General features: G+C 58.2%; 22 protein-coding genes. 20 read left to right on the top strand and 2 right to left on the bottom strand.

Features of this window, described 5'->3' with window-relative positions:
* Positions 1-59: 59 nt before the first annotated feature.
* The 12 genes from fabZ to ispD all read left to right on the top strand — a co-directional run bounded on the left by fabZ (position 60) and on the right by ispD (position 14,630).
* On the top strand, positions 60-500 hold the full coding sequence (fabZ, locus tag BLL42_RS08360) for a 3-hydroxyacyl-ACP dehydratase FabZ (protein WP_071551634.1): 441 nt from the start codon (positions 60-62) through the stop codon (positions 498-500).
* Positions 497-1,273 (top strand): acyl-ACP--UDP-N-acetylglucosamine O-acyltransferase, encoded by a 777-nt coding sequence (lpxA, locus tag BLL42_RS08355; RefSeq protein WP_071551633.1) that lies wholly within the window; start codon positions 497-499, stop codon positions 1,271-1,273. The genes fabZ and lpxA overlap by 4 nt, the downstream gene beginning before the upstream one ends.
* Positions 1,274-1,275: 2 nt before the next feature.
* Positions 1,276-2,409, top strand: coding sequence for a lipid-A-disaccharide synthase (gene lpxB, locus BLL42_RS08350; RefSeq protein ID WP_071551632.1), 1,134 nt, complete (start codon positions 1,276-1,278; stop codon positions 2,407-2,409).
* 11 nt (positions 2,410-2,420) lie between these two features.
* Positions 2,421-3,047, top strand: a complete 627-nt coding sequence (gene rnhB, locus BLL42_RS08345; protein WP_071551631.1) for a ribonuclease HII — start codon at positions 2,421-2,423, stop codon at positions 3,045-3,047.
* Positions 3,048-3,186: 139 nt separating this feature from the next.
* Entirely contained in the window at positions 3,187-6,708 is a 3,522-nt protein-coding gene (gene dnaE, locus BLL42_RS08340; protein ID WP_071551630.1) for a DNA polymerase III subunit alpha, read from the top strand.
* Between the two features lie 152 nt (positions 6,709-6,860).
* The gene (locus tag BLL42_RS08335; RefSeq protein ID WP_071551629.1) at positions 6,861-7,808 is read left to right on the top strand and encodes an acetyl-CoA carboxylase carboxyltransferase subunit alpha; all 948 of its coding nucleotides are present in this window, start codon (positions 6,861-6,863) and stop codon (positions 7,806-7,808) included.
* Between the two features lie 129 nt (positions 7,809-7,937).
* Complete coding sequence (tilS, locus tag BLL42_RS08330; protein ID WP_071551628.1) at positions 7,938-9,275, top strand: tRNA lysidine(34) synthetase TilS; 1,338 nt, start codon at positions 7,938-7,940, stop codon at positions 9,273-9,275.
* A 274-nt stretch (positions 9,276-9,549) separates the two neighbouring features.
* Positions 9,550-11,181 (top strand): CTP synthase, encoded by a 1,632-nt coding sequence (gene pyrG, locus BLL42_RS08325; protein WP_071551627.1) that lies wholly within the window; start codon positions 9,550-9,552, stop codon positions 11,179-11,181.
* Positions 11,182-11,186: 5 nt separating this feature from the next.
* The gene (gene kdsA, locus BLL42_RS08320) at positions 11,187-12,032 is read left to right on the top strand and encodes a 3-deoxy-8-phosphooctulonate synthase (RefSeq protein WP_071551626.1); all 846 of its coding nucleotides are present in this window, start codon (positions 11,187-11,189) and stop codon (positions 12,030-12,032) included.
* A 156-nt stretch (positions 12,033-12,188) separates the two neighbouring features.
* Complete coding sequence (gene eno, locus BLL42_RS08315; protein WP_071551625.1) at positions 12,189-13,478, top strand: phosphopyruvate hydratase; 1,290 nt, start codon at positions 12,189-12,191, stop codon at positions 13,476-13,478.
* A 169-nt stretch (positions 13,479-13,647) separates the two neighbouring features.
* Positions 13,648-13,926: a cell division protein FtsB gene (gene ftsB / locus BLL42_RS08310; RefSeq protein ID WP_019692104.1), complete on the top strand. Its 279-nt coding sequence runs from the start codon at positions 13,648-13,650 to the stop codon at positions 13,924-13,926.
* On the top strand, positions 13,923-14,630 hold the full coding sequence (gene ispD / locus BLL42_RS08305; protein WP_071551624.1) for a 2-C-methyl-D-erythritol 4-phosphate cytidylyltransferase: 708 nt from the start codon (positions 13,923-13,925) through the stop codon (positions 14,628-14,630). Before ftsB ends, ispD begins: the two co-directional genes overlap by 4 nt.
* 481 nt (positions 14,631-15,111) lie before the next feature.
* On the opposite strand, the gene BLL42_RS08300 is transcribed toward ispD, so the two are convergent.
* Positions 15,112-16,008: a LysR substrate-binding domain-containing protein gene (locus BLL42_RS08300; protein ID WP_071551623.1), complete on the bottom strand. Its 897-nt coding sequence runs from the start codon at positions 16,006-16,008 to the stop codon at positions 15,112-15,114.
* A gap of 106 nt (positions 16,009-16,114) precedes the next feature.
* On the opposite strand from BLL42_RS08300, the gene BLL42_RS08295 reads away from it, so the two are divergent.
* The 8 genes from BLL42_RS08295 to rpoS all read left to right on the top strand — a co-directional run bounded on the left by BLL42_RS08295 (position 16,115) and on the right by rpoS (position 23,245).
* Positions 16,115-17,227 carry an S-(hydroxymethyl)glutathione dehydrogenase/class III alcohol dehydrogenase gene (locus BLL42_RS08295; RefSeq protein WP_071551622.1) on the top strand — a complete coding sequence of 371 codons (1,113 nt, stop codon included), beginning with the start codon at positions 16,115-16,117 and terminating at the stop codon, positions 17,225-17,227.
* A gap of 8 nt (positions 17,228-17,235) precedes the next feature.
* A complete protein-coding gene (fghA, locus tag BLL42_RS08290; protein ID WP_071551621.1) occupies positions 17,236-18,081 on the top strand; it encodes an S-formylglutathione hydrolase in 846 nt (281 codons plus the stop codon).
* 42 nt (positions 18,082-18,123) lie between these two features.
* Positions 18,124-18,597: a 2-C-methyl-D-erythritol 2,4-cyclodiphosphate synthase gene (gene ispF, locus BLL42_RS08285; protein ID WP_071551620.1), complete on the top strand. Its 474-nt coding sequence runs from the start codon at positions 18,124-18,126 to the stop codon at positions 18,595-18,597.
* Positions 18,594-19,652: a tRNA pseudouridine(13) synthase TruD gene (gene truD, locus BLL42_RS08280; protein WP_071551619.1), complete on the top strand. Its 1,059-nt coding sequence runs from the start codon at positions 18,594-18,596 to the stop codon at positions 19,650-19,652. The genes ispF and truD overlap by 4 nt, the downstream gene beginning before the upstream one ends.
* Positions 19,640-20,389, top strand: coding sequence for a 5'/3'-nucleotidase SurE (surE, locus tag BLL42_RS08275; RefSeq protein WP_071551618.1), 750 nt, complete (start codon positions 19,640-19,642; stop codon positions 20,387-20,389). The genes truD and surE overlap by 13 nt, the downstream gene beginning before the upstream one ends.
* A 41-nt stretch (positions 20,390-20,430) precedes the next feature.
* Positions 20,431-21,066: a protein-L-isoaspartate(D-aspartate) O-methyltransferase gene (locus BLL42_RS08270; protein ID WP_174553351.1), complete on the top strand. Its 636-nt coding sequence runs from the start codon at positions 20,431-20,433 to the stop codon at positions 21,064-21,066.
* Positions 21,067-21,277: 211 nt separating this feature from the next.
* On the top strand, positions 21,278-22,135 hold the full coding sequence (locus BLL42_RS08265; RefSeq protein WP_071551616.1) for a peptidoglycan DD-metalloendopeptidase family protein: 858 nt from the start codon (positions 21,278-21,280) through the stop codon (positions 22,133-22,135).
* Between the two features lie 105 nt (positions 22,136-22,240).
* Positions 22,241-23,245, top strand: a complete 1,005-nt coding sequence (gene rpoS / locus BLL42_RS08260) for an RNA polymerase sigma factor RpoS (RefSeq protein ID WP_071551615.1) — start codon at positions 22,241-22,243, stop codon at positions 23,243-23,245.
* Positions 23,246-23,828: 583 nt separating this feature from the next.
* Here rpoS and fdxA read toward each other — a convergent pair.
* Positions 23,829-24,152 (bottom strand): ferredoxin FdxA, encoded by a 324-nt coding sequence (gene fdxA, locus BLL42_RS08255; RefSeq protein WP_071551614.1) that lies wholly within the window; start codon positions 24,150-24,152, stop codon positions 23,829-23,831.
* Between the last annotated feature and the right edge of the window lie 91 nt (positions 24,153-24,243).

Here is a 24,243-nt window from a genome sequence, read left to right as displayed (position 1 = left end):
TGCTAGAGGAGTGTGCATCAGTCGCGCGCTCCCAATCTTTACATAGGCTTCCCCCCGAAATGATGGACATCAACGAGATTCGCGAATACCTGCCTCACCGTTACCCGTTCCTGTTGGTGGACCGGGTAGTGGAGCTGGATGTTGAGGGCAAGCGCATTCGCGCCTACAAGAATGTCAGCATCAACGAGCCGTTCTTCAACGGTCACTTCCCGGCGCATCCAATCATGCCGGGCGTACTGATCATTGAAGCGATGGCTCAGGCTGCCGGAATCCTTGGTTTCAAAATGCTCGACGTCAAGCCTGCCGATGGCACGCTTTACTACTTCGTCGGCTCCGACAAGCTGCGTTTCCGCCAGCCGGTTCTGCCGGGTGATCAGTTGATTCTTGAAGCCAGGTTCATCAGCTGCAAGCGTCAGATCTGGAAGTTCGAATGCCAGGCTTCGGTCGATGGCAAGCCAGTCTGCTCTGCTGAAATCATCTGTGCGGAACGCAAACTATGAGTTTGATTGACCCTCGCGCAATCATCGATCCGACGGCCATTCTGGCCGACGACGTCGAGGTCGGCCCGTGGTCGATCGTCGGCGCTGGTGTGGAAATCGGCGAGGGGACAGTGATTGGGCCGCATGTGATTCTCAAAGGCCCGACACGTATCGGTAAGCACAACCGCATTTACCAGTTTTCCTCGGTAGGTGAGGACACGCCCGATTTGAAGTACAAGGGTGAAGAAACCCGTCTGGTGATCGGTGACCACAATGTCATCCGTGAAGGCGTGACGATTCACCGTGGCACCGTTCAGGATCGTTCCGAAACGACCCTGGGTGATCACAACCTGATCATGGCCTATGCCCATATTGGCCATGACAGCGTTATCGGCAATAACTGCATCCTGGTCAACAACACTGCATTGGCCGGTCATGTGCACGTCGACGACTGGGCGATCCTGTCCGGTTTTACCCTGGTCCATCAGTATTGCCATATTGGCGCCCACAGCTTTTCCGGCATGGGCACGGCCATCGGCAAGGATGTTCCGGCCTATGTCACGGTGTTCGGCAACCCTGCCGAAGCCCGCAGCATGAACTTTGAAGGCATGCGTCGCCGTGGCTTCAGCGAAGATGCGATCCACGCATTACGCCGTGCCTACAAAGTGGTTTATCGCCAGGGTTTGACGGTCGAGCAAGCACTTGCCGAGTTGGTCGAGCCGTCGGAGGAGTTCCCGGAAGTCGCGGTGTTCCGTGACTCCATCCAGTCTTCGACTCGCGGCATCACCCGTTAATCATGGCCAGTCTGCGTATTGCGCTGGTGGCGGGCGAAGCCTCCGGCGATATTTTGGGCGCGGGTCTGATGCGTGCGCTCAAGGCACAGCATCCTGCGGTTGAGTTCATCGGCGTCGGCGGTCCGCTGATGCAGGCTGAAGGCTTGACCTCTTACTTCCCGATGGAGCGCTTGGCGGTCATGGGCCTGGTCGAGGTGCTCGGTCGATTGCGCGAGTTGTTGGCCCGCCGCAAAAAGCTGATCGCGACCCTCATAGCCGAAAAGCCGGATGTTTTCATCGGCATCGACGCTCCGGATTTCACCCTTAACATCGAACTCAAACTGCGCCAGGCCGGGATCAAGACCGTGCATTACGTCAGCCCGTCGGTTTGGGCGTGGCGTCAAAAGCGCGTGCTGAAGATTCGCGAAGGCTGCGATCTGATGCTCACGCTGTTCCCGTTCGAAGCCAAATTCTACGAAGAGAAAGGCGTACCGGTGCGGTTTGTCGGTCACTCCCTGGCCGACGCGATTCCTCTTGAGGCTGACCGCTCAGCTGCGCGCGCCGAGCTGGGATTGCCAGAAGGCAGCCCGTTGGTTGCGCTGATGCCCGGCAGTCGGGGGGGGGAGGTTGGGCGCCTGGGTGCCTTGTTCCTCGACACCGCCGAGCGTTTGCGGGCCATGCGCCCCGGCGTTCGGTTCGTCATGCCATGCGCCAGCCCCGAACGCCGTGTGCAGCTCGAAGAACTGTTGGCTGGCCGCGATTTGCCGGTGACCTTGCTTGATGGTCGTTCCCATCAGGCACTGGCTGCTTGCGATGCGGTGCTGATTGCTTCGGGAACCGCGACGCTGGAAGCCCTGTTGTACAAGCGGCCGATGGTTGTGGCTTACCGCTTGGCGCCGCTGACGTTCTGGATTCTCAAGCGCATGGTGAAAAGCCCTTACATCTCCTTGCCGAACTTGCTGGCTCAGCGTCTGCTGGTGCCCGAATTGCTGCAAGACGATGCGACCCCCGAGGCATTGGCGCTGACGCTGTCGCCGTTGATCGATGGCGGTGAAGAGCAAACCACCGGTTTTGACCAGATTCACCGGACCTTGCGCCTCGACGCCTCGAACCAGGCCGCCGAAGCCGTCCTCAATCTGATCGGCACACCTCAATGAGTAGCGGAAAGATGCAAATGGGCCTGGATTTTACCCTCGTCGCAGACGCCGAGGACCTGGTCGCCGGTGTCGATGAGGTGGGTCGTGGCCCGCTCTGCGGCGCAGTGGTGACGGCGGCGGTAATCCTCGATCCGAACCGGCCGATCCTGGGTCTCAATGACTCGAAGAAGCTCACCGAAGCACGCCGTGAAAAGCTCTACGACGAAATTTGCGAGAAAGCCCTGAGCTGGTGCGTTGCACGTGCCGAAGTCGAAGAAATCGATGAGCTGAATATTCTGCACGCCACCATGCTGGCCATGCAGCGTGCCGTCGAAGGTCTGCACATCACGCCGAAGCTGGCGATGATCGACGGTAACCGCTGCCCGAAACTGGCCATGCCGGCTGAAGCGGTGGTTAAAGGCGATAGCAAGGTCCCGGCCATCGCAGCGGCATCGATTCTGGCGAAAGTCAGCCGTGATCGCGAAATGGCGGCATTCGAATTGATTTACCCGGGTTACGGTATCGGCGGCCACAAAGGCTACCCGACGCCCGTTCATCTGGAGGCCTTGGCCCGACTGGGGCCGACACCGATTCACCGTCGTTCGTTCGCTCCGGTGCGCCTCGCTTATGAGGCGCGTGAAGGCCTGACTGAGGTTTAGTCGACAGGCTGATGTTTTGCTCCGGGCCCGGTACAATCCGGTGCTTTAAAGCGTAACGAGCGCAGGATTACCAAGCGCAGTCGCTTTAAAGTACCGGATTTCCGGGCCTTGTCGTTTAAAAGCTTCCTACAGGATCACTATGCCGGCTTCATTCATTCACCTACGCCTGCACACTGAATATTCCCTGGTCGACGGTCTGGTGCGGATCAAGCCGCTGGTCAAGACCCTGGTCGGCATGAACATGCCTGCCGTGGCGGTCACCGACCAGAACAACATGTGTTCCCTGGTCAAGTTCTACAAAAACGCCATGGGCGCCGGGATCAAACCGATCTGTGGCGCCGACCTGTGGCTGTCGAACAAGGACCCCGATAACCCGCTGAGCCGGATCAGCTTCCTGGCGATGAACGCCGTAGGCTACCGCAACCTCACCGAGTTGATTTCGCGCGGCTTCATCGACGGCCAGCGCAATGGCCAGATCATCATCGAGCGCGAGTGGGTGGCCGAGGCGAGCGAAGGCTTGATCATGCTCTCGGCGGCGAAAGAGGGCGAGATTGGCATTGCCTTGCTCAGTGGCAATCCGGACGAGGCCGAGACTCTGGCCCGTGAGTGGATGGCGGTGTTCCCGGATCGTTTCTATCTGGAAGTTCAGCGCACTAACCGCCCAAACGACGAAGAACAACTGCACGCCGCCGTGGGCCTGGCCGACAAGATCGGCGCGCCGCTGGTGGCGACCAACGATGTGCGCTTCATCAAGCGCGAAGACTTCGAAGCTCACGAAACCCGCGTTTGCATCGGTGAGGGGCGGGCGCTCGACGATCCGCGCCGTTCGAAGAACTACAGTGATCAGCAGTACCTCAAAAGCGCCGAGGAAATGGCTGAGTTGTTCAGCGATTTGCCGGAAGCGCTGGAAAACACTGTCGAGATCGCCAAGCGCTGCAATATCGATGTGAAGCTCGGCAAACACTTCCTGCCCAACTTCCCGATTCCCGATGGCATGACCATCGACGAGTATTTCCGCAAAGTCTCCTTCGACGGCCTGGAAGAGCGTTTGAGTGTTCTGCTGCCCAAGGACACTACCGAGGATTACGATGCCAAGCGTCAGGTCTACGTTGATCGGTTGAATTTCGAGCTGGATATCATCATCCAGATGGGGTTCCCCGGTTACTTCCTGATCGTTATGGACTTTATCCAGTGGGCCAAGAGCAACGGCGTACCGGTGGGGCCTGGCCGTGGGTCGGGTGCCGGGTCACTGGTGGCCTATGTGCAGAAGATCACCGACCTCGACCCGCTGGAATATGACCTGCTGTTCGAACGTTTCCTTAACCCGGAACGGGTTTCCATGCCCGACTTCGACGTCGACTTCTGCATGGACGGTCGCGACCGGGTGATCGACTACGTGGCCGAAAAATACGGCCGCAACGCGGTCAGCCAGATCATCACCTTCGGTTCCATGGCCGCCAAGGCCGTGGTCCGTGACGTGGCGCGGGTCCAGGGCAAGTCCTACGGACTGGCGGATCGTCTGTCGAAGATGATCCCCTTCGAAGTCGGCATGACCCTGGAAAAAGCCTACGAACAGGAAGAAATCCTCCGGGACTTCATCAAGGTTGATGAAGAGGCCGCAGAAATCTGGGAGATGGCACGCAAGCTTGAAGGCGTTGTGCGTAACGTCGGCAAGCACGCCGGTGGTGTGGTTATCGCGCCGACCAAGCTGACCGACTTCTCGCCGATCTATTGCGACGAAGAGGGCGGCGGCCTGGTCACCCAGTTCGACAAGGACGACGTCGAGGCTGCTGGTCTGGTGAAGTTCGACTTCCTGGGTCTGCGAACCCTGACCATTATCGACTGGGCGCTGAAGACCATCAACCGTGACCGCGCCAAGGTCGACCAGCCGCCGCTGGACATCGCCTTCATCCCACTGGATGACAAGCCGACGTACCAATTGCTGCAAAAAGCTGAAACCACCGCGGTGTTCCAGCTCGAGTCGCGCGGTATGAAAGAGTTGATCAAAAAGCTCAAGCCCGACTGTCTGGAAGACTTGATCGCACTGGTGGCATTGTTCCGTCCGGGCCCGCTGCAATCGGGCATGGTGGATGACTTCATCAACCGTAAGCACGGTCGTGCCGAACTGGCGTACCCGCACTCGGACTACCAGTACGAAGGCCTCAAGCCGGTATTGGCGCCGACCTACGGCATCATCCTGTATCAGGAACAGGTGATGCAGATTGCTCAGGTCATGGCCGGTTACACCCTCGGTGGTGCGGACATGCTGCGTCGGGCCATGGGTAAGAAAAAGCCCGAAGAAATGGCCAAGCAGCGCGGCGGTTTCATTGAGGGTTGCGCGACCAATAATATCGATGCCGACCTGGCCGGCAACATCTTCGACCTGGTAGAGAAATTCGCCGGTTATGGCTTCAACAAATCTCACTCCGCCGCCTATGGCCTGGTGTCGTACCAGACGGCCTGGCTGAAAGCTCACTACCCGGCGCCGTTCATGGCCGCGGTACTGTCGGCGGATATGCACAACACCGACAAGGTCGTGACCTTGATCGAAGAAGTGCGGACCATGAAGCTGCGCCTCGACGCGCCGGACGTGAACACCTCGGAGTTCAAGTTCACGGTGAACGACGAAGGCCGCATTATTTACGGTCTGGGGGCAATCAAGGGGGTTGGCGAAGGGCCGGTTGAAGCGATTACTGAAGCGCGTCAGGAAGGGCCGTTCAAGGATCTGTTCGATTTTTGCGCCCGGGTCGACCTCAAACGCATCAACAAGCGGACCCTCGACGGGTTGATCCGCAGTGGTGCGCTGGACCGACTTGGCCCGTATTTCCATGATGAGCCTAAAGCCTATCAGGCCAATATCGACCGCAATCGAGCGGTCTTGCTGACGGCCATGGAAGAAGCGATCAAGGCGGCCGAGCAGACTGCACGGACTCACGACAGTGGTCACGCTGACCTGTTTGGCGGCCTGTTTGTCGAAGAAGACGCCGACGTCTACGCCAATCACCGCAAGGCCAAGGAGCTGACGCTCAAGGAGCGCCTGAAGGGTGAGAAAGATACTCTGGGGCTGTATCTGACCGGTCACCCGATTGATGAATACGAAGGTGAAATCCGCCGCTTTGCCCGTCAACGCATCATCGATCTGAAACCGGCGCGTGATACACAGACAGTCGCCGGCATGATCATCGCCTTGCGGGTGATGAAAAACAAAAAGGGCGACAAGATGGGCTTCATCACCCTCGACGACCGCTCGGGACGGATCGAAGCGTCGCTGTTTGCCGAGGCGTTCCATTCCGCGCAGTCGCTGTTGCAGACCGACGCGATGGTGGTGGTCGAAGGCGAAGTCAGCAATGACGACTTCTCCGGTGGCCTGCGCTTGCGGGTCAAGCGGGTGATGAGCATGGAAGATGCGCGCACCAACCTGGCCGAAAGCCTGCGCTTGAAGGTCCAGACCCAGGATTTGAAAGGTGATCAGTTACGCTGGCTGGGCGAGTTGTTCAAGCGTCACCGCGGCGCGTGCCCGATTACCATGGAGTACACCAGCCCTGACGCCAAGGCCTTGTTGCAGTTCGGCGAGACCTGGCGAATCGATCCGGCGGATGCCTTGATTCAAGCCCTGCGTGACCAGTTCGGGCGAGACAACGTCTTCCTCCAATACCGTTGACGGTCAGGTGCCATTCTTTACCATTTAGAGCGTGGCCTGATCTCGACCCCATTTTTAATCTCGACCTGAACGCGCCTGTCCCTTAAGGTAGGGCGCGAATAGACAACCGGCCGGCCCAAGCTCTCTTGGACGTCGACCCAAGACGGACGCCTATGAACCCGAATTTTCTTGATTTCGAACAGCCGATCGCCGACCTGCAAGCCAAGATCGAAGAGTTGCGCTTGGTCGGTAATGACAATTCGCTGAATATCGGCGATGAAATCTCCCGCCTGCAAGACAAGAGCCGCACGCTCACCGAAGACATCTTCGGCAAGTTGACCAGTTGGCAGATTGCACGGCTGGCGCGTCACCCGCGTCGCCCGTACACCCTGGACTACATCGAACACATCTTCACCGAGTTCGATGAATTGCACGGTGACCGTCACTTCTCCGACGACGCTGCAATTGTCGGTGGTGTTGCCCGTCTGGACGACCAGCCGGTGATGATCATCGGCCACCAGAAAGGCCGTGAAGTGCGTGAGAAGGTTCGCCGCAACTTCGGCATGCCGCGCCCGGAGGGCTACCGCAAGGCCTGCCGTCTGATGGAAATGGCTGAGCGTTTCAAAATGCCGATTCTGACTTTCATCGACACCCCGGGTGCATACCCTGGCATCGACGCTGAAGAGCGCAACCAGAGCGAAGCGATTGCCTGGAACCTGCGTGTCATGGCCCGCCTGAAAACCCCAATCATCGCCACCGTGATCGGTGAGGGTGGTTCCGGTGGTGCACTGGCGATCGGCGTTTGCGATCAGCTGAACATGCTGCAGTACTCGACCTACGCGGTGATCTCGCCGGAAGGTTGCGCCTCGATTCTGTGGAAAACTGCCGAGAAGGCACCGGATGCCGCTGAAGCCATGGGCATCACCGCCGAGCGCCTGAAAGGCCTGGGTATCGTTGATAAAGTGATCAGCGAGCCAGTGGGTGGCGCTCACCGTGATCCGGCCGCTGCTGCTGCCTCGATCCGTGCCGAGCTGAGCTCGCAACTGGCGATGCTGAAGAAGTTCGACAACGACGCGCTGTTGGCGCGCCGTTACGAGCGTCTGATGAGCTACGGTCTCTGATTCGCGGCTGACCTTGTGCCCGGGGTTGCCGATTAAAAGATCGCAGCCTGCGGCAGCTCCTACATATGACACCGTGTAGGAGCTGCCGCAGGCTGCGATCTTGGCGATCTCGCTGGCAAAGGTATTAAAATGCTCACCCACTTGCGCAACAGCAATGATTTGCCCGCGAAGCTGCTTCAGGTGTTGACCCCCTGGCGCACCGCGCCGACCTGGCGTGTCGCCTTCTCCGGTGGTCTCGACTCCACCGTTCTGCTGCACCTTCTCGCGCAACTCGCAAAAAGCCATTCCCTGCCCAAACTCAACGCTATTCACATCCATCACGGCCTTCAGGCTGCGGCTGATGCGTGGCCGGGACATTGTCAGTCGGTGTGTGACGCACTGGGTGTGCCATTACAGGTTATTCGGGTTCAGGTCCTGCCTGGTGCGAGTCTTGAGCGTGCGGCCCGTGAGGCGCGGTATGGCGCCTTTGTCGAGGTCACCGAAACCAATGGGGTGCTACTGACGGCCCAGCACCGCGACGATCAGGCCGAAACTTTGTTGTTTCGTCTACTGCGCGGGGCAGGGGTGAAAGGATTGTCGGCGATTCCGCCGCAGCGTCCGTTGGGTCGTGGGTATTTGGTGCGGCCGTTGCTCGACGTCTCAAGGGCTGAGCTCGAAGCCTATGCCGCCGAACATCAATTGAGCTGGATCGAAGATCCCTCGAACGTTGATCAGCAGTTCTCTCGTAACTACCTTCGCCTGCAGATTTTTCCAGTGCTCACTCAGCGTTGGCCGCAGGCCGTGACCACCATTGCCCGCAGTGCCGCGCACTTGAGTGAGGCGCAGGGTCTGCTCGATGAGTTGGCCGAGATAGATCTGGCTCACGCCACAACCGTCAGCGAATTCGATTGGTTGGGCGTGCCGTCTCTGGAAATGGCCGCGCTTGAAAAACTTTCCGCCGCTCGCCAGCGCAATGCCCTCAGCCACTGGTTGTCGCCGTTGACGCGTATGCCCGACAGTGACCATTGGTCGGGTTGGGAAAATTTGCGCGATGCAGCGACGGATGCGCGGCCGATCTGGCGTCTGGCAGAAGGTGAATTGCATCGTGCGAACGGGCGAATCTGGTGGTTGACCGGCCATTGGCTGAGCCTCCCCGAGCCAGCGCAGCTTTGGTCTGATCCGTCGGCGGCACTGCTGCTGCCCAATAACGGCCGGTTGACCTTCAGTGGGACCGTTCCTGCCGGTGTGTTAAGCGTGCGCTACCGGCAGGGCGGTGAAGTCATGCATGTGCCTGGGCGGGGACATCGGAACCTTAAGCGTTTGCTCAATGAAAGCGGCCTGCCGCAGTTCGCCCGTGGCAGATTGCCGCTGCTCTACTGCAATGAACAATTGCTCGCGGTGGCAAACCTGCGCGGGCTCGATGGTAGCGCGGGGGGAAGCTGCCTTTTGCAGTGGCAGCCAGTGATCAACGATCAAGGTTTGAGCTGAAAGGGGCTTTCCGGTAGACTACGCTCCCTTCTTGATACAACTTCTGTGGATTCGCCTGAATTGCAGGAGTTGCCGATTACCAAGCAGTCTTTGCTGGGCGATTCCAAAAAATGTGTAGCGAGCAACGTACCGGTGATTCTTCTTCCGGTCTGTCCCAACGCGGCGGTTTTTTTGAAAGATGCACTGTAATTAATGCAGGTGATCGGGGGCTTCGGCCTTCCTTCGCTTTCCCCGGCGGCTCGGACCGCTTTAACGCAGACTTCTAGGGTTTTTCATGACGCGCTACATATTCGTCACGGGCGGTGTTGTTTCTTCATTGGGGAAAGGCATTGCATCGGCTTCATTGGCGGCCATCCTGGAGGCGCGGGGACTTAAGGTCACCATGCTCAAGCTGGACCCGTACATCAACGTTGACCCGGGCACCATGAGCCCGTTCCAGCACGGTGAAGTGTTCGTCACTCACGACGGCGCCGAAACCGACCTGGACCTGGGCCACTACGAGCGGTTCATCCGCACGACCATGACCCAGAACAACAACTTCACCACCGGCCGTGTCTACGAGCACGTCCTGCGCAAAGAGCGCCGTGGTGATTACCTGGGCGCAACCATCCAGGTGATTCCGCACATCACCGACGAAATCAAGCGCCGCATCATCAAGGGCGCTGGCGATGCCGACGTGGCCATGGTCGAGATCGGTGGCACCGTGGGTGACATCGAATCCCAACCGTTCCTCGAAGCCATCCGTCAATTGCGTTTCGAAGTCGGCGCCAAGCGCGCGATGCTGATGCACCTGACGCTGGTGCCGTACATCGCCACTGCCGGTGAGACCAAAACCAAGCCGACTCAGCACTCGGTCAAGGAACTGCGCTCCATCGGCCTGCAGCCAGACGTGCTGGTGTGCCGTTCCGACCACCCGATCGATATCTCTTCGCGTCGCAAGATTGCGCAGTTCACCAACGTTGAAGAACGTGCGGTCATCGCGCTCGAAGACGCCGACACCATCTACAAGATCCCGGGCATTCTGCACTCCCAGGGCCTGGATGATTTTGTCGTCGAGCGTTTCGGCCTGCAATGTGGTGGTGCCGATCTGTCCGAGTGGGAAGCCGTGGTCGATGCCAAGCTCAACCCGGAGCACGAAGTCACCATCGCCATGGTCGGCAAGTACATGGAGCTGCTGGACGCCTACAAGTCGCTGATCGAAGCGATGAGTCATGCCGGCATCAGCAACCGTACCAAGGTCAACCTGCGTTACATCGACTCCGAAGACATCGAGAACCAGGGCACTGCGCTGCTTGAGGGCGTTGATGCGATTCTGGTTCCAGGCGGCTTCGGTCTGCGTGGCGTGGAAGGCAAGATCACCGCCGTTCAATACGCTCGCGAAAACAAGGTTCCGTACCTGGGTATCTGCCTGGGTATGCAAGTCGCCGTGATCGAGTTCGCCCGTAACGTGCTGGGCTGGAAAGACGCCAACTCCACCGAATTCGATCGCGCCAGCGGTCACCCGGTCGTGGGTCTGATCACCGAGTGGGAAGATGCCACCGGCGCTGTTGAAACCCGTACCGAATCGTCCGATCTGGGCGGCACCATGCGTCTGGGTGCTCAGGACTGCCTGCTTGAAGCCGGCTCCCTGGTCCACGATTGCTACGCCAAGGACGTGATCGTCGAGCGTCATCGTCATCGCTATGAAGTGAACAACAAGCTGCTGCCGCAACTGACCGAAGCCGGTCTGAAAATCTCCGGTCGTTCCGGTGACGGCGCGCTGGTTGAAGTGGTTGAAGCGCCGAACCACCCATGGTTTGTTGCTTGCCAGTTCCACCCTGAGTTCACCTCGACGCCGCGCGACGGTCATCCGTTGTTCAGCGGTTTCGTCAAAGCAGCTTTGGCTCAACACCAGAAGAAGGCTTGAACCTGATGGCTCAAAAGATCATCCGCGTAGGCAACATCGAAATCGCCAACGACAAACCGATGGTGCTGTTCGGTGGCATGAACGTGCTGGAAAGCCGTGACATGGCGATGCAGGTCTGTGAAGAGTACGTAAAGGTCACCGAGAAACTCGGTATCCCTTACGTGTTCAAGGCCAGCTTCGACAAGGCCAACCGCTCGTCGGTAACTTCCTATCGGGGCCCCGGTCTCGAGGAAGGCATGCGGATTTTCCAGGACATCAAGCAAGCCTTTGGCGTGCCGATCATCACCGATGTCCATGAGCCTGAGCAGGCTGCGTTGGTTGCTGAAGTCTGCGACATCATCCAGTTGCCGGCCTTTCTGTCGCGCCAGACCGATCTGGTCGTCGCGATGGCCAAGACTGGCGCGGTGATCAACATCAAGAAAGCCCAGTTCCTCGCCCCTCAGGAAATGAAACACATCCTGAGCAAATGCGAAGAGGCCGGCAACGATCAGTTGATCCTCTGCGAGCGTGGGTCGAGCTTCGGCTACAACAACCTGGTAGTGGACATGCTCGGCTTCGGCATCATGAAGCAGTTCGAATACCCGGTGTTCTTCGACGTGACCCACGCGCTGCAAATGCCGGGTGGTCGCTCCGACTCTGCCGGCGGCCGCCGCGCCCAGGTCACTGACCTGGCCAAGGCGGGCATGAGCCAGTCGCTGGCGGGTCTGTTTCTGGAAGCCCATCCGGACCCGGACAATGCCAAATGCGACGGCCCTTGCGCCTTGCGTCTGGACAAGCTGGAACCATTCCTGGCTCAGCTCAAGGCTCTGGACGAACTGGTGAAGAGTTTTCCGACGGTAGAAACCGCGTAATCCTCAATTCTCCGGTAAAGTACCGCACGATTTAAGGCTCAGACCCTCGGGCCTGAGCCTTATCGTCCGCAAGTCTGCCCGCTGCATATCACTTGCCGACGGTAAAAAATTTCCTACAGCTGCGTCGTTTTCGTCAACTCTGGAGTGTTTACAACAATGGCAAAAATCGTCGACATCAAAGGTCGTGAAGTTCTCGACTCCCGTGGCAATCCCACCGTCGAAGCGGACGTGCTTCTCGATAACGGCATCATCGGCAGCGCCTGTGCGCCGTCCGGTGCTTCTACCGGCTCGCGTGAAGCGCTCGAGCTGCGTGATGGCGACAAGAGCCGTTACCTGGGCAAGGGTGTACTGAAAGCCGTGGCCAACATCAATGGCCCGATTCGCACCGCGCTGCTGGGTAAAGACCCGGTTGACCAGAAAGCCCTCGACCGCATCATGATCGAGCTGGACGGTACCGAGAACAAAGGCAGCCTGGGCGCCAACGCGATCCTCGCCGTGTCGCTGGCTGCTGCCAAAGCTGCTGCCCACGACCAGGACCTGCCGCTGTACGCACACATCGCCAACCTGAACGGTACTCCGGGTGTTTACTCGATGCCGGTTCCGATGATGAACATCATCAACGGTGGCGAGCACGCCGATAACAACGTCGACATCCAGGAATTCATGGTTCAGCCAGTTGGCGCCAAGACTTTCTCGGAAGGTCTGCGCATGGGCACCGAAATTTTCCATCACCTCAAAGCTGTGCTGAAGGCTCGTGGCCTGAGCACTGCGGTGGGCGACGAAGGTGGTTTCGCACCGAACCTGGCATCCAACGAAGATGCACTGAAAGTGATCTCCGAAGCCGTGGCCAATGCTGGCTACAAACTGGGCACCGATGTGACCCTGGCTCTGGACTGCGCGGCCAGCGAATTCTACGAAGATGGCAAGTACAACCTGTCCGGTGAAGGCCAGGTGTTCACCGCCGAAGGCTTTGCCGACTACCTCAAAGGCCTGACCGAACGTTACCCGATCATCTCCATTGAAGATGGCCTGGACGAGTCCGACTGGGCTGGCTGGAAAATCCTCACCGACAAGATCGGCGAAAAAACCCAGCTGGTGGGCGACGACCTGTTCGTGACCAACACCAAGATCCTGAAAGAAGGCATCGACAAGAAGATCGCCAACTCGATCCTGATCAAGTTCAACCAGATCGGTACTCTGACCGAAACCCTGGAAGCGATCCAGATGGCCAAGGCCGCTGGTTACACTGCCGTGATCTCGCACCGTTCCGGCGAAACCGAAGACTCGACCATTGCCGACCTGGCTGTGGGCACCTCGGCAGGCCAGATCAAAACCGGTTCGCTGTGCCGTTCCGATCGCGTTTCCAAATACAACCAACTGCTGCGCATCGAAGAGCAATTGGGCGCTAAGGCCAAGTACAACGGTCGCAGCGAGTTCCGCGGCTGATTGGTAAATGATAAAAGGACACCGGATTGTGTCGGAAAAATCGCTACAGCGACGTTTTTGCCACTAATCTGATGCCTTATAAGTACGAGCCTGGTTCTTCCAGGCTTCGTGCTATCAGAAGCTTCAAAGTTGGCATGGCTGTCTTTTTTCACTGGATACCTGATATTCGATGCGCAGTCCTTACTGGTTGTTTCTTGTCTTGCTCTTGCTGCTGGCTGGCCTGCAATACCGCCTGTGGGTGGGGAATGGCAGTCTGGCGCAAGTGGCCGAGCTGACTCAGCAGATTGCCGATCAGCACGCTGAGAACGAATCGTTGCTGGAGCGCAATCGGGTCATGGACGCTGAGGTCAGTGAATTGAAAAAAGGCATGGAGACCGTTGAAGAACGGGCTCGCCATGAGTTGGGCATGGTCAAGGACGGTGAAACCCTTTACCAGTTGGCTCAATGATGCACACGTTACCGGCCTTCTGGGCCGTGATTCCTGCCGCGGGCGTCGGTGCCCGTATGGCCGCGGACCGTCCCAAGCAATATCTGCAACTGGGCGGGCGCACTATTCTCGAACACAGCCTTGGCTGTTTCCTCGATCATCCAGCCTTGAAAGGTCTGGTGGTCAGTCTTGCAGTTGATGATCCTTATTGGCCGACCTTGGCTTGTGCTACCGATCCGCGTATCCAACGAGTGGACGGTGGTGAAGAGCGCTCGGGTTCGGTGCTTAACGCGTTGCTGCATTTGCACGCGCAAGGGGCTGCCGATGAAGACTGGGTGTTGGTCCACGACGCTGCACGACCGAACCTGACCCGCGACGATCTCGACAAGTTGTTGTCGGAATTGGCTGACGATCCTGTCGGCGGGTTACTCGCAGTACCTGCGCGTGACACGCTCAAGCGTGTGGACAAGCGCGGTCGGGTCCTTGAAACCGTTGACCGCAGTTTGATCTGGCAGGCGTACACGCCGCAGATGTTTCGTCTTGGTGCTTTGCATCGGGCGTTGGCGGACAGTCTGGTGGCTGATGTGACTGTTACCGATGAGGCCTCTGCGATGGAATGGTCGGGTCAGGCGCCGCGCTTGATCGAGGGGCGATCCGATAACCTCAAAGTCACTCGCCCCGAAGACCTTGAATGGCTGCGTCAGCGTTGGGCTAATCGCCACTGATACCTGTGTCGCACTGCTCAACTAATGTGGGGCTTGCTCGCGATGGCGGCCTGACAGCCGACCTATCTTTTGCAGGTGTACATATCCGTTGCTGCGGTAACGGCCGCTTAGGGTTCCGCCCTTACGGCGCCTCACTTTTTTTACAAGCGCCTAAAAAAAGTAAGCAAAAAAACGCTCGCCCCAAGCGTACGGCACCTCGCTTAGGCTCTGCGTTCCCTCTCTCCGGTGTCCATCAGGGGGCATCGCCTACGGTCTGCTGCGCGACGACCTCCTCTCGATGTGTCCGGCTGCGCCGTACGGCGCTGCGCGCCCACCCCCTGATGAACACCTGCGCTCGGCCTGCCGAAGGGGCGGGTGGATCAAGATCAAAAGCGGCAGGCGAGCTAACGCTCGGCCTGTTGAGTGGTGGGGGCGCGTCACTTCATTGTGGGGGGTGATGTCCGTAGGAGCTGCCGAAGGCTGCGATCTTTTGATCTTTTGATCAAGCGCGGTATTCCGGCCTTTTTGCCAACCCTTCCTTTAAGTAGTCCACCAGCTTGCGCACCTTCGGTGACAGATGCCGTTGCTGTGGATACAGCGCCCACACGGCAGTGTTCGGCGGTTGATGAGGATCCAACAACGACACCAGTGCGCCGCTGTTCAGGTGTTCCAGCACGTAATAGTCCGGTAGCTGACACAATCCGACGCCTTGTAGCGCTGCATCGAGTACTGCTTGCCCACTGTTGCAGCGCCAATTGCCTTGTACCCGCTGGGAAAACTCTCTGCCGTCCTGCTCCAGTTGCCAGATATCCGAGCTGCCGATCAGGCAGTTGTGCCGACTCAGCTCGGACAAACTGTGTGGTCGGCCATAACGTTCCAGGTAGGACGGCGAGGCGCACAAGTACATGCGCCGTGGTGCCAGGCGCGTGGCCACCAGTCGTGAGTCTTGCAGGCGGCCAAGCCGGATCGCCAGGTCCAGGCCTTCGTGCACCAGATCGAGTGGGCGGTTGCTCAACTCGATATCGACCCGCAATTGTGGATAAAGCCCCATGAAACTGGTCACCAACGGCACGATGAAACGCTCGCCGTATGCCACTGCACAGGTCATGCGCAGCATGCCTTTGGGTTCGCTGGTCAGGTCGCCGACGGCGCGCAAGGCTTCTTCGCGTCCGTCTTGCAGGCGTTGGCAGTGTTGCAGGAACGTTTGCCCGGCTTCGGTCAGCGTTACCCGGCGGGTACTGCGATAGAGCAGACGGGTTTGCAGACGCTCTTCAAGGCGTACGATTTGTCGACTGATGTGCGAAGACGAAACCCCAAGGCGTTCGGCGGCAGCCGTGAACTGGCTGCATTCGGCGACGGCAACGAACTCATCGATGCCTTCCCAGCGGTTCTCGGACATGAAGATTATCCCTGTGCGGCAATAATGTTTTGCTTTTGGCTGGATTATTCATCGTCTGGTGGTGATTTACACTCGCTGTCTCGTTTTTATTCGCTGGAGAGTCAGGATGATCAAGTCGCGCGCCGCCGTTGCCTTCGAGGCCAAGAAACCCCTTGAGATCGTTGAAGTCGATGTCGCCATGCCCAAGGCGGGTGAAGTCCTGTTGCGTGTGGTCGCGTCCGGCGTTTGCCATACCGACGCCTACACCCTGTCTGGCGCCGACCCGGAAGGCATCTTCCCGTCGATCCTCGGCCACGAAGGTGGCGCGATTGTCGAAGCCATCGGCGAAGGTGTGACCTCGGTCGCGGTGGGCGATCACGTGATTCCGCTGTACACCCCTGAATGCGGCCAGTGCAAGTTCTGCAAGTCGGGCAAGACCAACCTCTGCCAGGCCATCCGTGCGACCCAAGGCAAAGGCCTGATGCCAGACGGCACCACGCGCTTCTCCTACAAAGGTCAGCCGATTTTCCACTACATGGGCACGTCGACCTTCTCCGAATACACCGTGTTGCCGGAAATTTCCGTCGCGAAGATTCCTAAAGAAGCGCCACTGGAAAAAGTCTGCCTGCTGGGCTGCGGCGTCACCACCGGCATTGGCGCTGTCATCAACACCGCCAAGGTCAAGCCGGGCGATACCGTGGCCATTTTTGGTCTGGGCGGCATTGGCCTGTCCGCCGTCATCGGCGCGGTCAAAGCCAAAGCCGGGCGAATCATCGCGATCGACATCAATCCGGCCAAGTTCGAAATCGCCAAGCAGTTGGGCGCCACCGATTGCGTGAACCCGAAAGACTTCGACCGTCCGATTCAGGAGGTGATCGTCGACATGACTGACGGCGGCGTCGACTTTTCCTTCGAATGCATCGGCAATGTGCAGTTGATGCGTGCGGCGCTGGAGTGTTGCCACAAGGGTTGGGGTGAGTCGGTGATCATCGGTGTTGCCGGTGCTGGCCAAGAAATCTCCACCCGTCCGTTCCAGTTGGTGACCGGCCGCGTCTGGCGCGGTTCGGCATTCGGCGGCGTGCGCGGTCGCACCGAGTTGCCAAGCTACGTGGAAATGGCTCAGACCGGAGAAATCCCGTTGGACACTTTCATCACCCACACCATGGGCCTGGAAGACATCAACAAGGCATTTGACCTGATGCATGAAGGCAAAAGCATCCGCTCTGTCATCCATTTCTGAGGTCGGCCATGAGTCTGGAAAATCTCTCATGCCAGAAGAGCTTCGGTGGCTGGCATAAACGCTACAAGCATCATTCGCAAGTGCTGGGCTGCGACATGGTGTTTGCCGTGTACCTGCCGCCGCAAGCGGAGCAGGGCGGAAAACTGCCGGTGTTGTACTGGTTGTCGGGATTGACCTGCACCGACGAGAACTTCATGCACAAGGCCGGCGCCCTGCGCATGGCGGCCGAGTTGGGGTTGATCATCGTCGCGCCGGACACCAGCCCGCGAGGCGCCGATGTTCCGGGCGATCCGGATGGCGCATGGGATTTCGGCCTGGGTGCCGGGTTTTATCTGAATGCCACGCAGGAGCCATGGTCCAAGCACTATCGGATGCATGACTACGTGGTGCAGGAATTGCCTGCGTTGGTCGAAGCGCACTTTCCGGCATCGGATAAGCGCGGCGTCAGCGGCCATTCCATGGGGGGGCACGGCGCGTTGGTCTGTGCCTTGCGTAACCCTGGGCGGTATCAGTCGGTGTCGGCTTTCGCGCCCATCAACAATCCGATGGATTGCCCGTGGGGTCAGAAGGCGTTTTCGCGCTACCTGGGTGAAGAGCGTTCGAAGTGGCGCGAGTGGGATGCCAGCGTGCTGATCAGCGAGGCCAGCGAAAAGCTGCCGTTGCTGGTGGATCAAGGCGATAGGGATGACTTCCTCGCCACTCAGCTCAAACCCGAAGCGCTGCAGCAGGCGGCGAAACTGGCCGGCCATCCGCTGACCTTGCGTCTGCAACCGGGCTACGACCACAGCTATTTCTTTATCGCCAGCTTTATTGATGATCACTTGCGACATCACGCACACGCTCTAGGCGCCTAAAGCAGGTAGAATCACGCCCTGACTAAATCGGGGCGTTTTTTTATGCGTATTGGCCACGGCTATGATGTGCACCGTTTCGCTGAAGGCGATTTCATCACTCTGGGCGGTGTGCGGATTGCACACAGCTTCGGGCTGCTCGCCCATTCCGACGGCGACGTCTTGCTGCACTCGTTGAGCGATGCCTTGCTCGGCGCAGCGGCGCTGGGTGATATCGGTAAACACTTCCCGGACACCGACCCGCAATTCAAAGGCGCAGACAGCCGCGTACTGTTGCGTCACGTTGTTGCACTGATCCACGCCAAGGGCTGGAAGGTCGGCAATGTCGATAACACCATCGTTGCCCAGGCGCCGAAAATGGCCCCGCATATCGAATCGATGCGCGCGCTGATTGCCGCGGATCTTCAAGTTGAGTTGGATCAAGTGAACGTGAAAGCTACCACCACCGAAAAGCTTGGCTTTGTCGGTCGCGAAGAAGGCATTGCCGTGCACTCCGTTGCCTTGTTGCTGCGCGCATGAATGAACTGCAATTGCTCGGCCCTCGTGCTTACGGTGAAGCCCTCGGTACAGCTGTACTGAAAGCCATTGCGGAAGATTTTCAGGTCGATGAAGTCCTCGACATTCCACTGACCGGCGAAGGCGAACACCTGTGGATCTGGGTGGAAAAACGCGGTCTGAACACTGAAGAGGCGGCCCGGCGGATTGCCAAGGCTGCCGGCGTGCCATTGCGCACCGTCAGTTATGCCGGGTTGAAAGATCGCCAGGCACTGACCCGCCAGTGGTTCAGCGTGCAATTGCCCGGCAAGGCCGATCCTGACTTGTCCGCGGCAGAAAACGACACACTGAAAATCCTCAAGACCGCACGGCATAAACGCAAGCTGCAGCGCGGCGCGCATTCGGCCAATGGCTTTACCTTGCGCTTGACCCAGTTTGCTGGCGACAAGGACGCGATTGACGCGCGTCTGCAACTGATCGCCAAACAAGGCATTCCCAACTACTTCGGCGCGCAGCGTTTCGGCCATAACGGCGGCAACGTGGTGGATGCTCGTGACTGGGCAGCCCGCAAAGCCTTGCCGGAGCAGCGCAACGTGCGTTCACGCCTGCTTTCTACCGCGCGCAGCTTTCTGTTCAATCAGGTGTTGGCGGCGCGAGTCGCCGATGGCAGTTGGCAGTGCGCCCAGGTGGGTGACTTGCTGGCCTTCACCGACAGCCGCAGCTTCTTCCCGGCAGGTGAGGCCGAATGCAGCGACCCGCGTCTGGCGATCCTTGACCTGCATCCGACCGGGCCGCAGTGGGGCGAGGGCGAGTCACCCGCGAGCGGTGCGACTCATGAACTTGAGCAACAGGTCGCGGCACGCGAAGCGGATCTGCGCGATTGGTTGATAAACGCTGGAATGAGCCATGAACGTCGTATCCTCCGGCTGCCCATTGGCGGGTTGACGTGGCATTATCCCGAGCCTGACATTCTGCAACTGGAATTCGTCCTTCCGGCCGGATGCTTCGCCACCGTATTGGTGCGTGAACTCGTCGATCTGGTGCCGGTGGGGCAGACGGATAGCCCATGCGTATTCTGATTTCTAACGACGATGGGGTAGCAGCACCCGGTCTCGCTGCGCTTCATGCTGCGCTGGCGGATTACACCGAGTGCGTGGTTATCGCCCCTGACCAGGACAAAAGCGGCGCCAGCAGTTCGCTGACGCTCGACCGTCCGTTGCATCCGCAAACGCTGGCCAATGGCTTTATCAGCCTTAATGGTACGCCCACCGATTGCGTGCACCTGGGCCTCAACGGTTTGCTGGAGCGCGAGCCGGATATGGTGGTTTCCGGGATTAACCTGGGGGCCAACCTGGGCGACGATGTGCTGTATTCCGGCACGGTCGCGGCGGCGCTCGAAGGGCGTTTCCTTGCGCTGCCATCCTTTGCCTTTTCGCTGGTATCGCGGCAAGTGGAAAACTTGCCGACGGCGGCCTACTTTGCGCGCAAACTGGTAGAGGCTCATGCCGAGCTTGAATTGCCACCGCGTACGGTGCTGAACGTGAACATTCCCAATCTGCCTCTGGATCACATTCGAGGCATCCAGCTGACCCGCCTGGGCCACCGCGCCCGTGCTGCTGCGCCGATGAAGGTGGTTGACCCGCGTGGCAAGTCCGGCTACTGGATTGCCGCGGCCGGCGATGCGGAAGATGGCGGGCCGGGCACGGATTTCCATGCGGTGATGCAGGGTTATGTCTCGATCACCCCGCTGCAACTCGATCGCACCTTCAATGATGCCTTTAGAAGTCTTGATGGCTGGCTGGAGGGGCTGCGCTGATGGCTCGTGAACAAGACGATATGCTGCGTCGTGGTATCGGGATGACCTCCCAGCGCACACGCGAACGGCTGATCCAGCGTCTGTATGAGGAAGGTCTGTCCAACGCCCAGGTGTTGGAGGTGATCCGTCGTACACCACGTCATCTGTTTGTCGATGAAGCCCTGGCGCACCGTGCCTATGAAGACACGGCGTTACCGATCGGCCATAACCAGACCATTTCGCAGCCCTATATGGTGGCTTGCATGAGCGAACTGCTGTTGGAGGCCGGTCCTCTGGATAAAGTGCTGGAGATCGGCACCGGGTCCGGTTACCAGACGGCAGTGTTGTCGCAATTGGTCGAGCGGGTGTTTTCCGTCGAGCGCATCAAGGTTTTGCAGGATCGCGCCAAGGAGCGCCTGGTCGAGTTGAACCTGCGCAACGTGGTGTTTCGGTGGGGCGACGGTTGGGAAGGCTGGCCGGCGCTGGCGCCGTACAACGGCATTATCGTCACTGCGGTGGCGACCGATGTGCCTCAGGCGTTACTGGATCAGTTAGCGCCAGGTGGGCGGCTGGTGATTCCGGTTGGTTCAGGGGAGGTTCAGCAATTGATGTTGATCATCCGTGAAGAACAAGGCTTTTCCAGACGCGTTTTGGGCGGGGTACGCTTTGTGCCATTGCTCCATGGGCCACTGGCTTAAGCATTTATTTAAAGACGTTGAATTCTGTTTGATTACCTGGGTCTTACAGCGGCATTGATCGGTTAAACGCGATTGAACAGCGATCAGTAAACGTTTGCGTGTGTCGATTTTGCTTTGCCGTCGGTAAAGCCCGAACGGCCAGTTATACTGGCGACATTTCATGCCTGAATACGGCGATTTTTATCTTCAACCACCACAAAGGGAGCGGCGGGTGAGTCTCACAGTCATTGCGCAGCGTATCGGTACAACAAGCTTTCAGCGCCTGGTGACTGGCCTTGTCTTGAGTTCCTTGTTGGTCGGTTGCTCCAGCACGCGTTCAAGCGATGTGCGAGTGGTCGATCGTAATAACGCGGCGGCCCAACGCCCCGCAGTAACCACCGGCCAATACGTGGTCCGTCGCGGCGATACGCTGTTCTCGATCGCCTTTCGCTACGGCTGGGATTACAAGGCCCTGGCGGCACGCAACAACATTCCTACGCCTTACACAATCCATCCAGGTCAGACGATTCGCTTCGATGGGCGTTCCGGCTCAACGCCGACTGAGGTGGTGACCCAGTCCGGAGCAACCGATTCTTCTTCGAGCAAATTTACCGTCACCCGGCGTCCGGCATCCGGTGCTAGCCCTGCCAAAGAGACGGCTGCACCGTCCGTCGCAAACAAGCCAGCGCCTGCGCCACTGCCTCCTGCAGGGCCTGCGCCGACAGGCTGGGGATGGCCATCTAACGGCATTTTGATTGGAAAATTCTCTTCAAACGGTAGTTTGAATAAAGGAATTGATATCGCCGGGGATTTGGGACAGCCTGTTTTAGCCGCGTCTGATGGGACGGTGGTTTACGCCGGGAGTGGCTTGCGGGGCTACGGCGAATTGGTCATCATCAAACACAGCGATACCTACGTCAGTGCCTACGGTCACAACCGCAGGCTGTTGGTTCGGGAGGGGCAGCAGGTCAAAGTCGGACAGACAATTGCCGAAATGGGGTCAACGGGTACAGACCGGGTGAAACTGCATTTTGAGATTCGCCGACAAGGTAAACCTGTAGATCCGCTGCAATTCCTGCCACGTCGTTGATTTGTTACCAGCCTGTTCCGTCACGTAGAGGGAACAGGCTCCAGCGCTGCCAAGGATAAAGGCGCCGCTTGAGCTTGAGGTCGAACTCACCAAAGGACTATAACAATGGCTCTCAGTAAAGAAGTGCCGGAGTTTGACATCGACGATGAGGTTCTCCTGATGGAGGCCGACGTCGCATCGGATGAGATGTCGAATGAAGGATCAGCTACGCCTTCAGTTCGCGCCAAATCCAGACACTCCGCAACACTCAAGCAGCATAAGTACATCGACTACACCCGAGCACTCGATGCGACTCAGCTGTACCTCAACGAAATCGGCTTTTCCCCCTTGTTGTCGCCGGAAGAAGAAGTTCATTTTGCGCGCCTGTCGCAAAGTGGCGATCCGGCTGGGCGCAAACGCATGATTGAAAGCAACCTGCGACTGGTGGTGAAAATCGCCCGACGCTACGTCAATCGTGGACTGTCGCTGCTTGACCTGATCGAAGAGGGTAACCTCGGGCTGATCCGGGCAGTGGAAAAGTTCGACCCGGAGCGCGGCTTCCGCTTTTCGACCTACGCTACCTGGTGGATCCGTCAGACCATCGAGCGTGCGATCATGAATCAGACCCGGACCATCCGGCTGCCGATTCATGTGGTCAAAGAGCTCAACGTCTACCTTCGGGCAGCACGGGAGCTGACGCAAAAGCTCGATCATGAACCCTCACCCGAAGAAATCGCCAACCTGCTGGAAAAACCGGTGGGAGAGGTCAAGCGCATGCTGGGCCTGAACGAGCGGGTTTCTTCGGTCGACGTCTCGTTGGGTCCGGATTCGGATAAAACCCTGCTGGACACCCTCACCGATGACCGCCCTACTGATCCTTGTGAGCTGCTTCAGGATGATGACCTGTCGCAGAGCATCGATCAGTGGCTCTCGGAGCTGACGGACAAACAGCGCGAGGTGGTGATCCGCCGCTTCGGTCTGCGCGGCCACGAGAGCAGTACGCTGGAAGACGTAGGCCTGGAAATTGGCCTGACCCGTGAACGGGTCAGACAGATTCAGGTTGAAGGTCTGAAACGCTTGCGTGAAATCCTTGAGAAGAATGGCCTTTCGAGCGAGTCGCTATTCCAGTAACTGGAACGCGTTTGCCCGATAACAAAAAGCCCCGTCTGTTTCGGGGCTTTTTGTTATTCGCCTATCAATGTGCTGTTTAAGCTTTGTAAGAGTTATTCGGACGCTTTCGCAGGTTGGCGTAAGCCATGGCTTACTCTTTCGTAAGTGTTCGGTTTTTCTACCGGGTAGTGGTCGTCTATCTTTGGTGGCTAAATTAAATAACTAATTGATTTATAATGACATTTTTTATAGTTAAACATTCCGTTTCACCCAGGCTTACCCGTGGCAGATGATTGCTCTTGTCGGGGAACTCTTTAATATCAGCCCTGTGTCGACGGATAGACACAGCCATCAAGGACGATGGTCAAGGAACATCGCAGGGACGTGATTCATCAGGACGATGAAAAGGAACACAGGGAATAGGGAAAAAATGTGGGCGGGTCATACCGCCCCTTTTTTTGCCCGCAGAAAAGTCAAAAGATCGCAGGCTTCGCCAGCTCCTACGGATGTATACAAAACCATGTAGGAGCTGCCGAAGGCTGCGATCTTTTGATCTTAAAAACAAAAAAGGCCCGCAAGGGCCTTTTCGAGAGCGCAGCGATGATCAGCGAACGAGGTCTTTGATCTTGCCTTTGACGCCATCAAACTCTGCCGCGTCTGGCAGCGGATCTTTCTTCTCAGTGATGTTGGGCCAGATCTCGGCCAGATCAACGTTCAGCTGAATAAATTCCTTCATCTCATCCGGGACTTCGTCTTCAGAGAAGATGGCCACAGCAGGGCATTCTGGCTCGCACAGGGCGCAGTCAATGCACTCATCCGGGTGAATCACCAGGAAGTTCGGGCCTTCGTAAAAGCAGTCCACCGGACACACTTCTACGCAGTCGGTGTACTTGCACTTGATGCAGTTGTCGGTGACGACGAAGGTCATTTCTAATTCTCTCCTCAGGCGCGGCTTGCTGCGCCCCTTCACGGTGGGGTCGCCAGGTTTGGGAGCGATAGTCTGCAAGCAGGCTAAGCCT

The organism is Pseudomonas frederiksbergensis, from assembly GCF_001874645.1.
GTDB classification, from domain to species: Bacteria; Pseudomonadota; Gammaproteobacteria; order Pseudomonadales; family Pseudomonadaceae; genus Aquipseudomonas; species Aquipseudomonas frederiksbergensis_B.
This window is presented reverse-complemented; position numbering and strand designations above follow the sequence as displayed.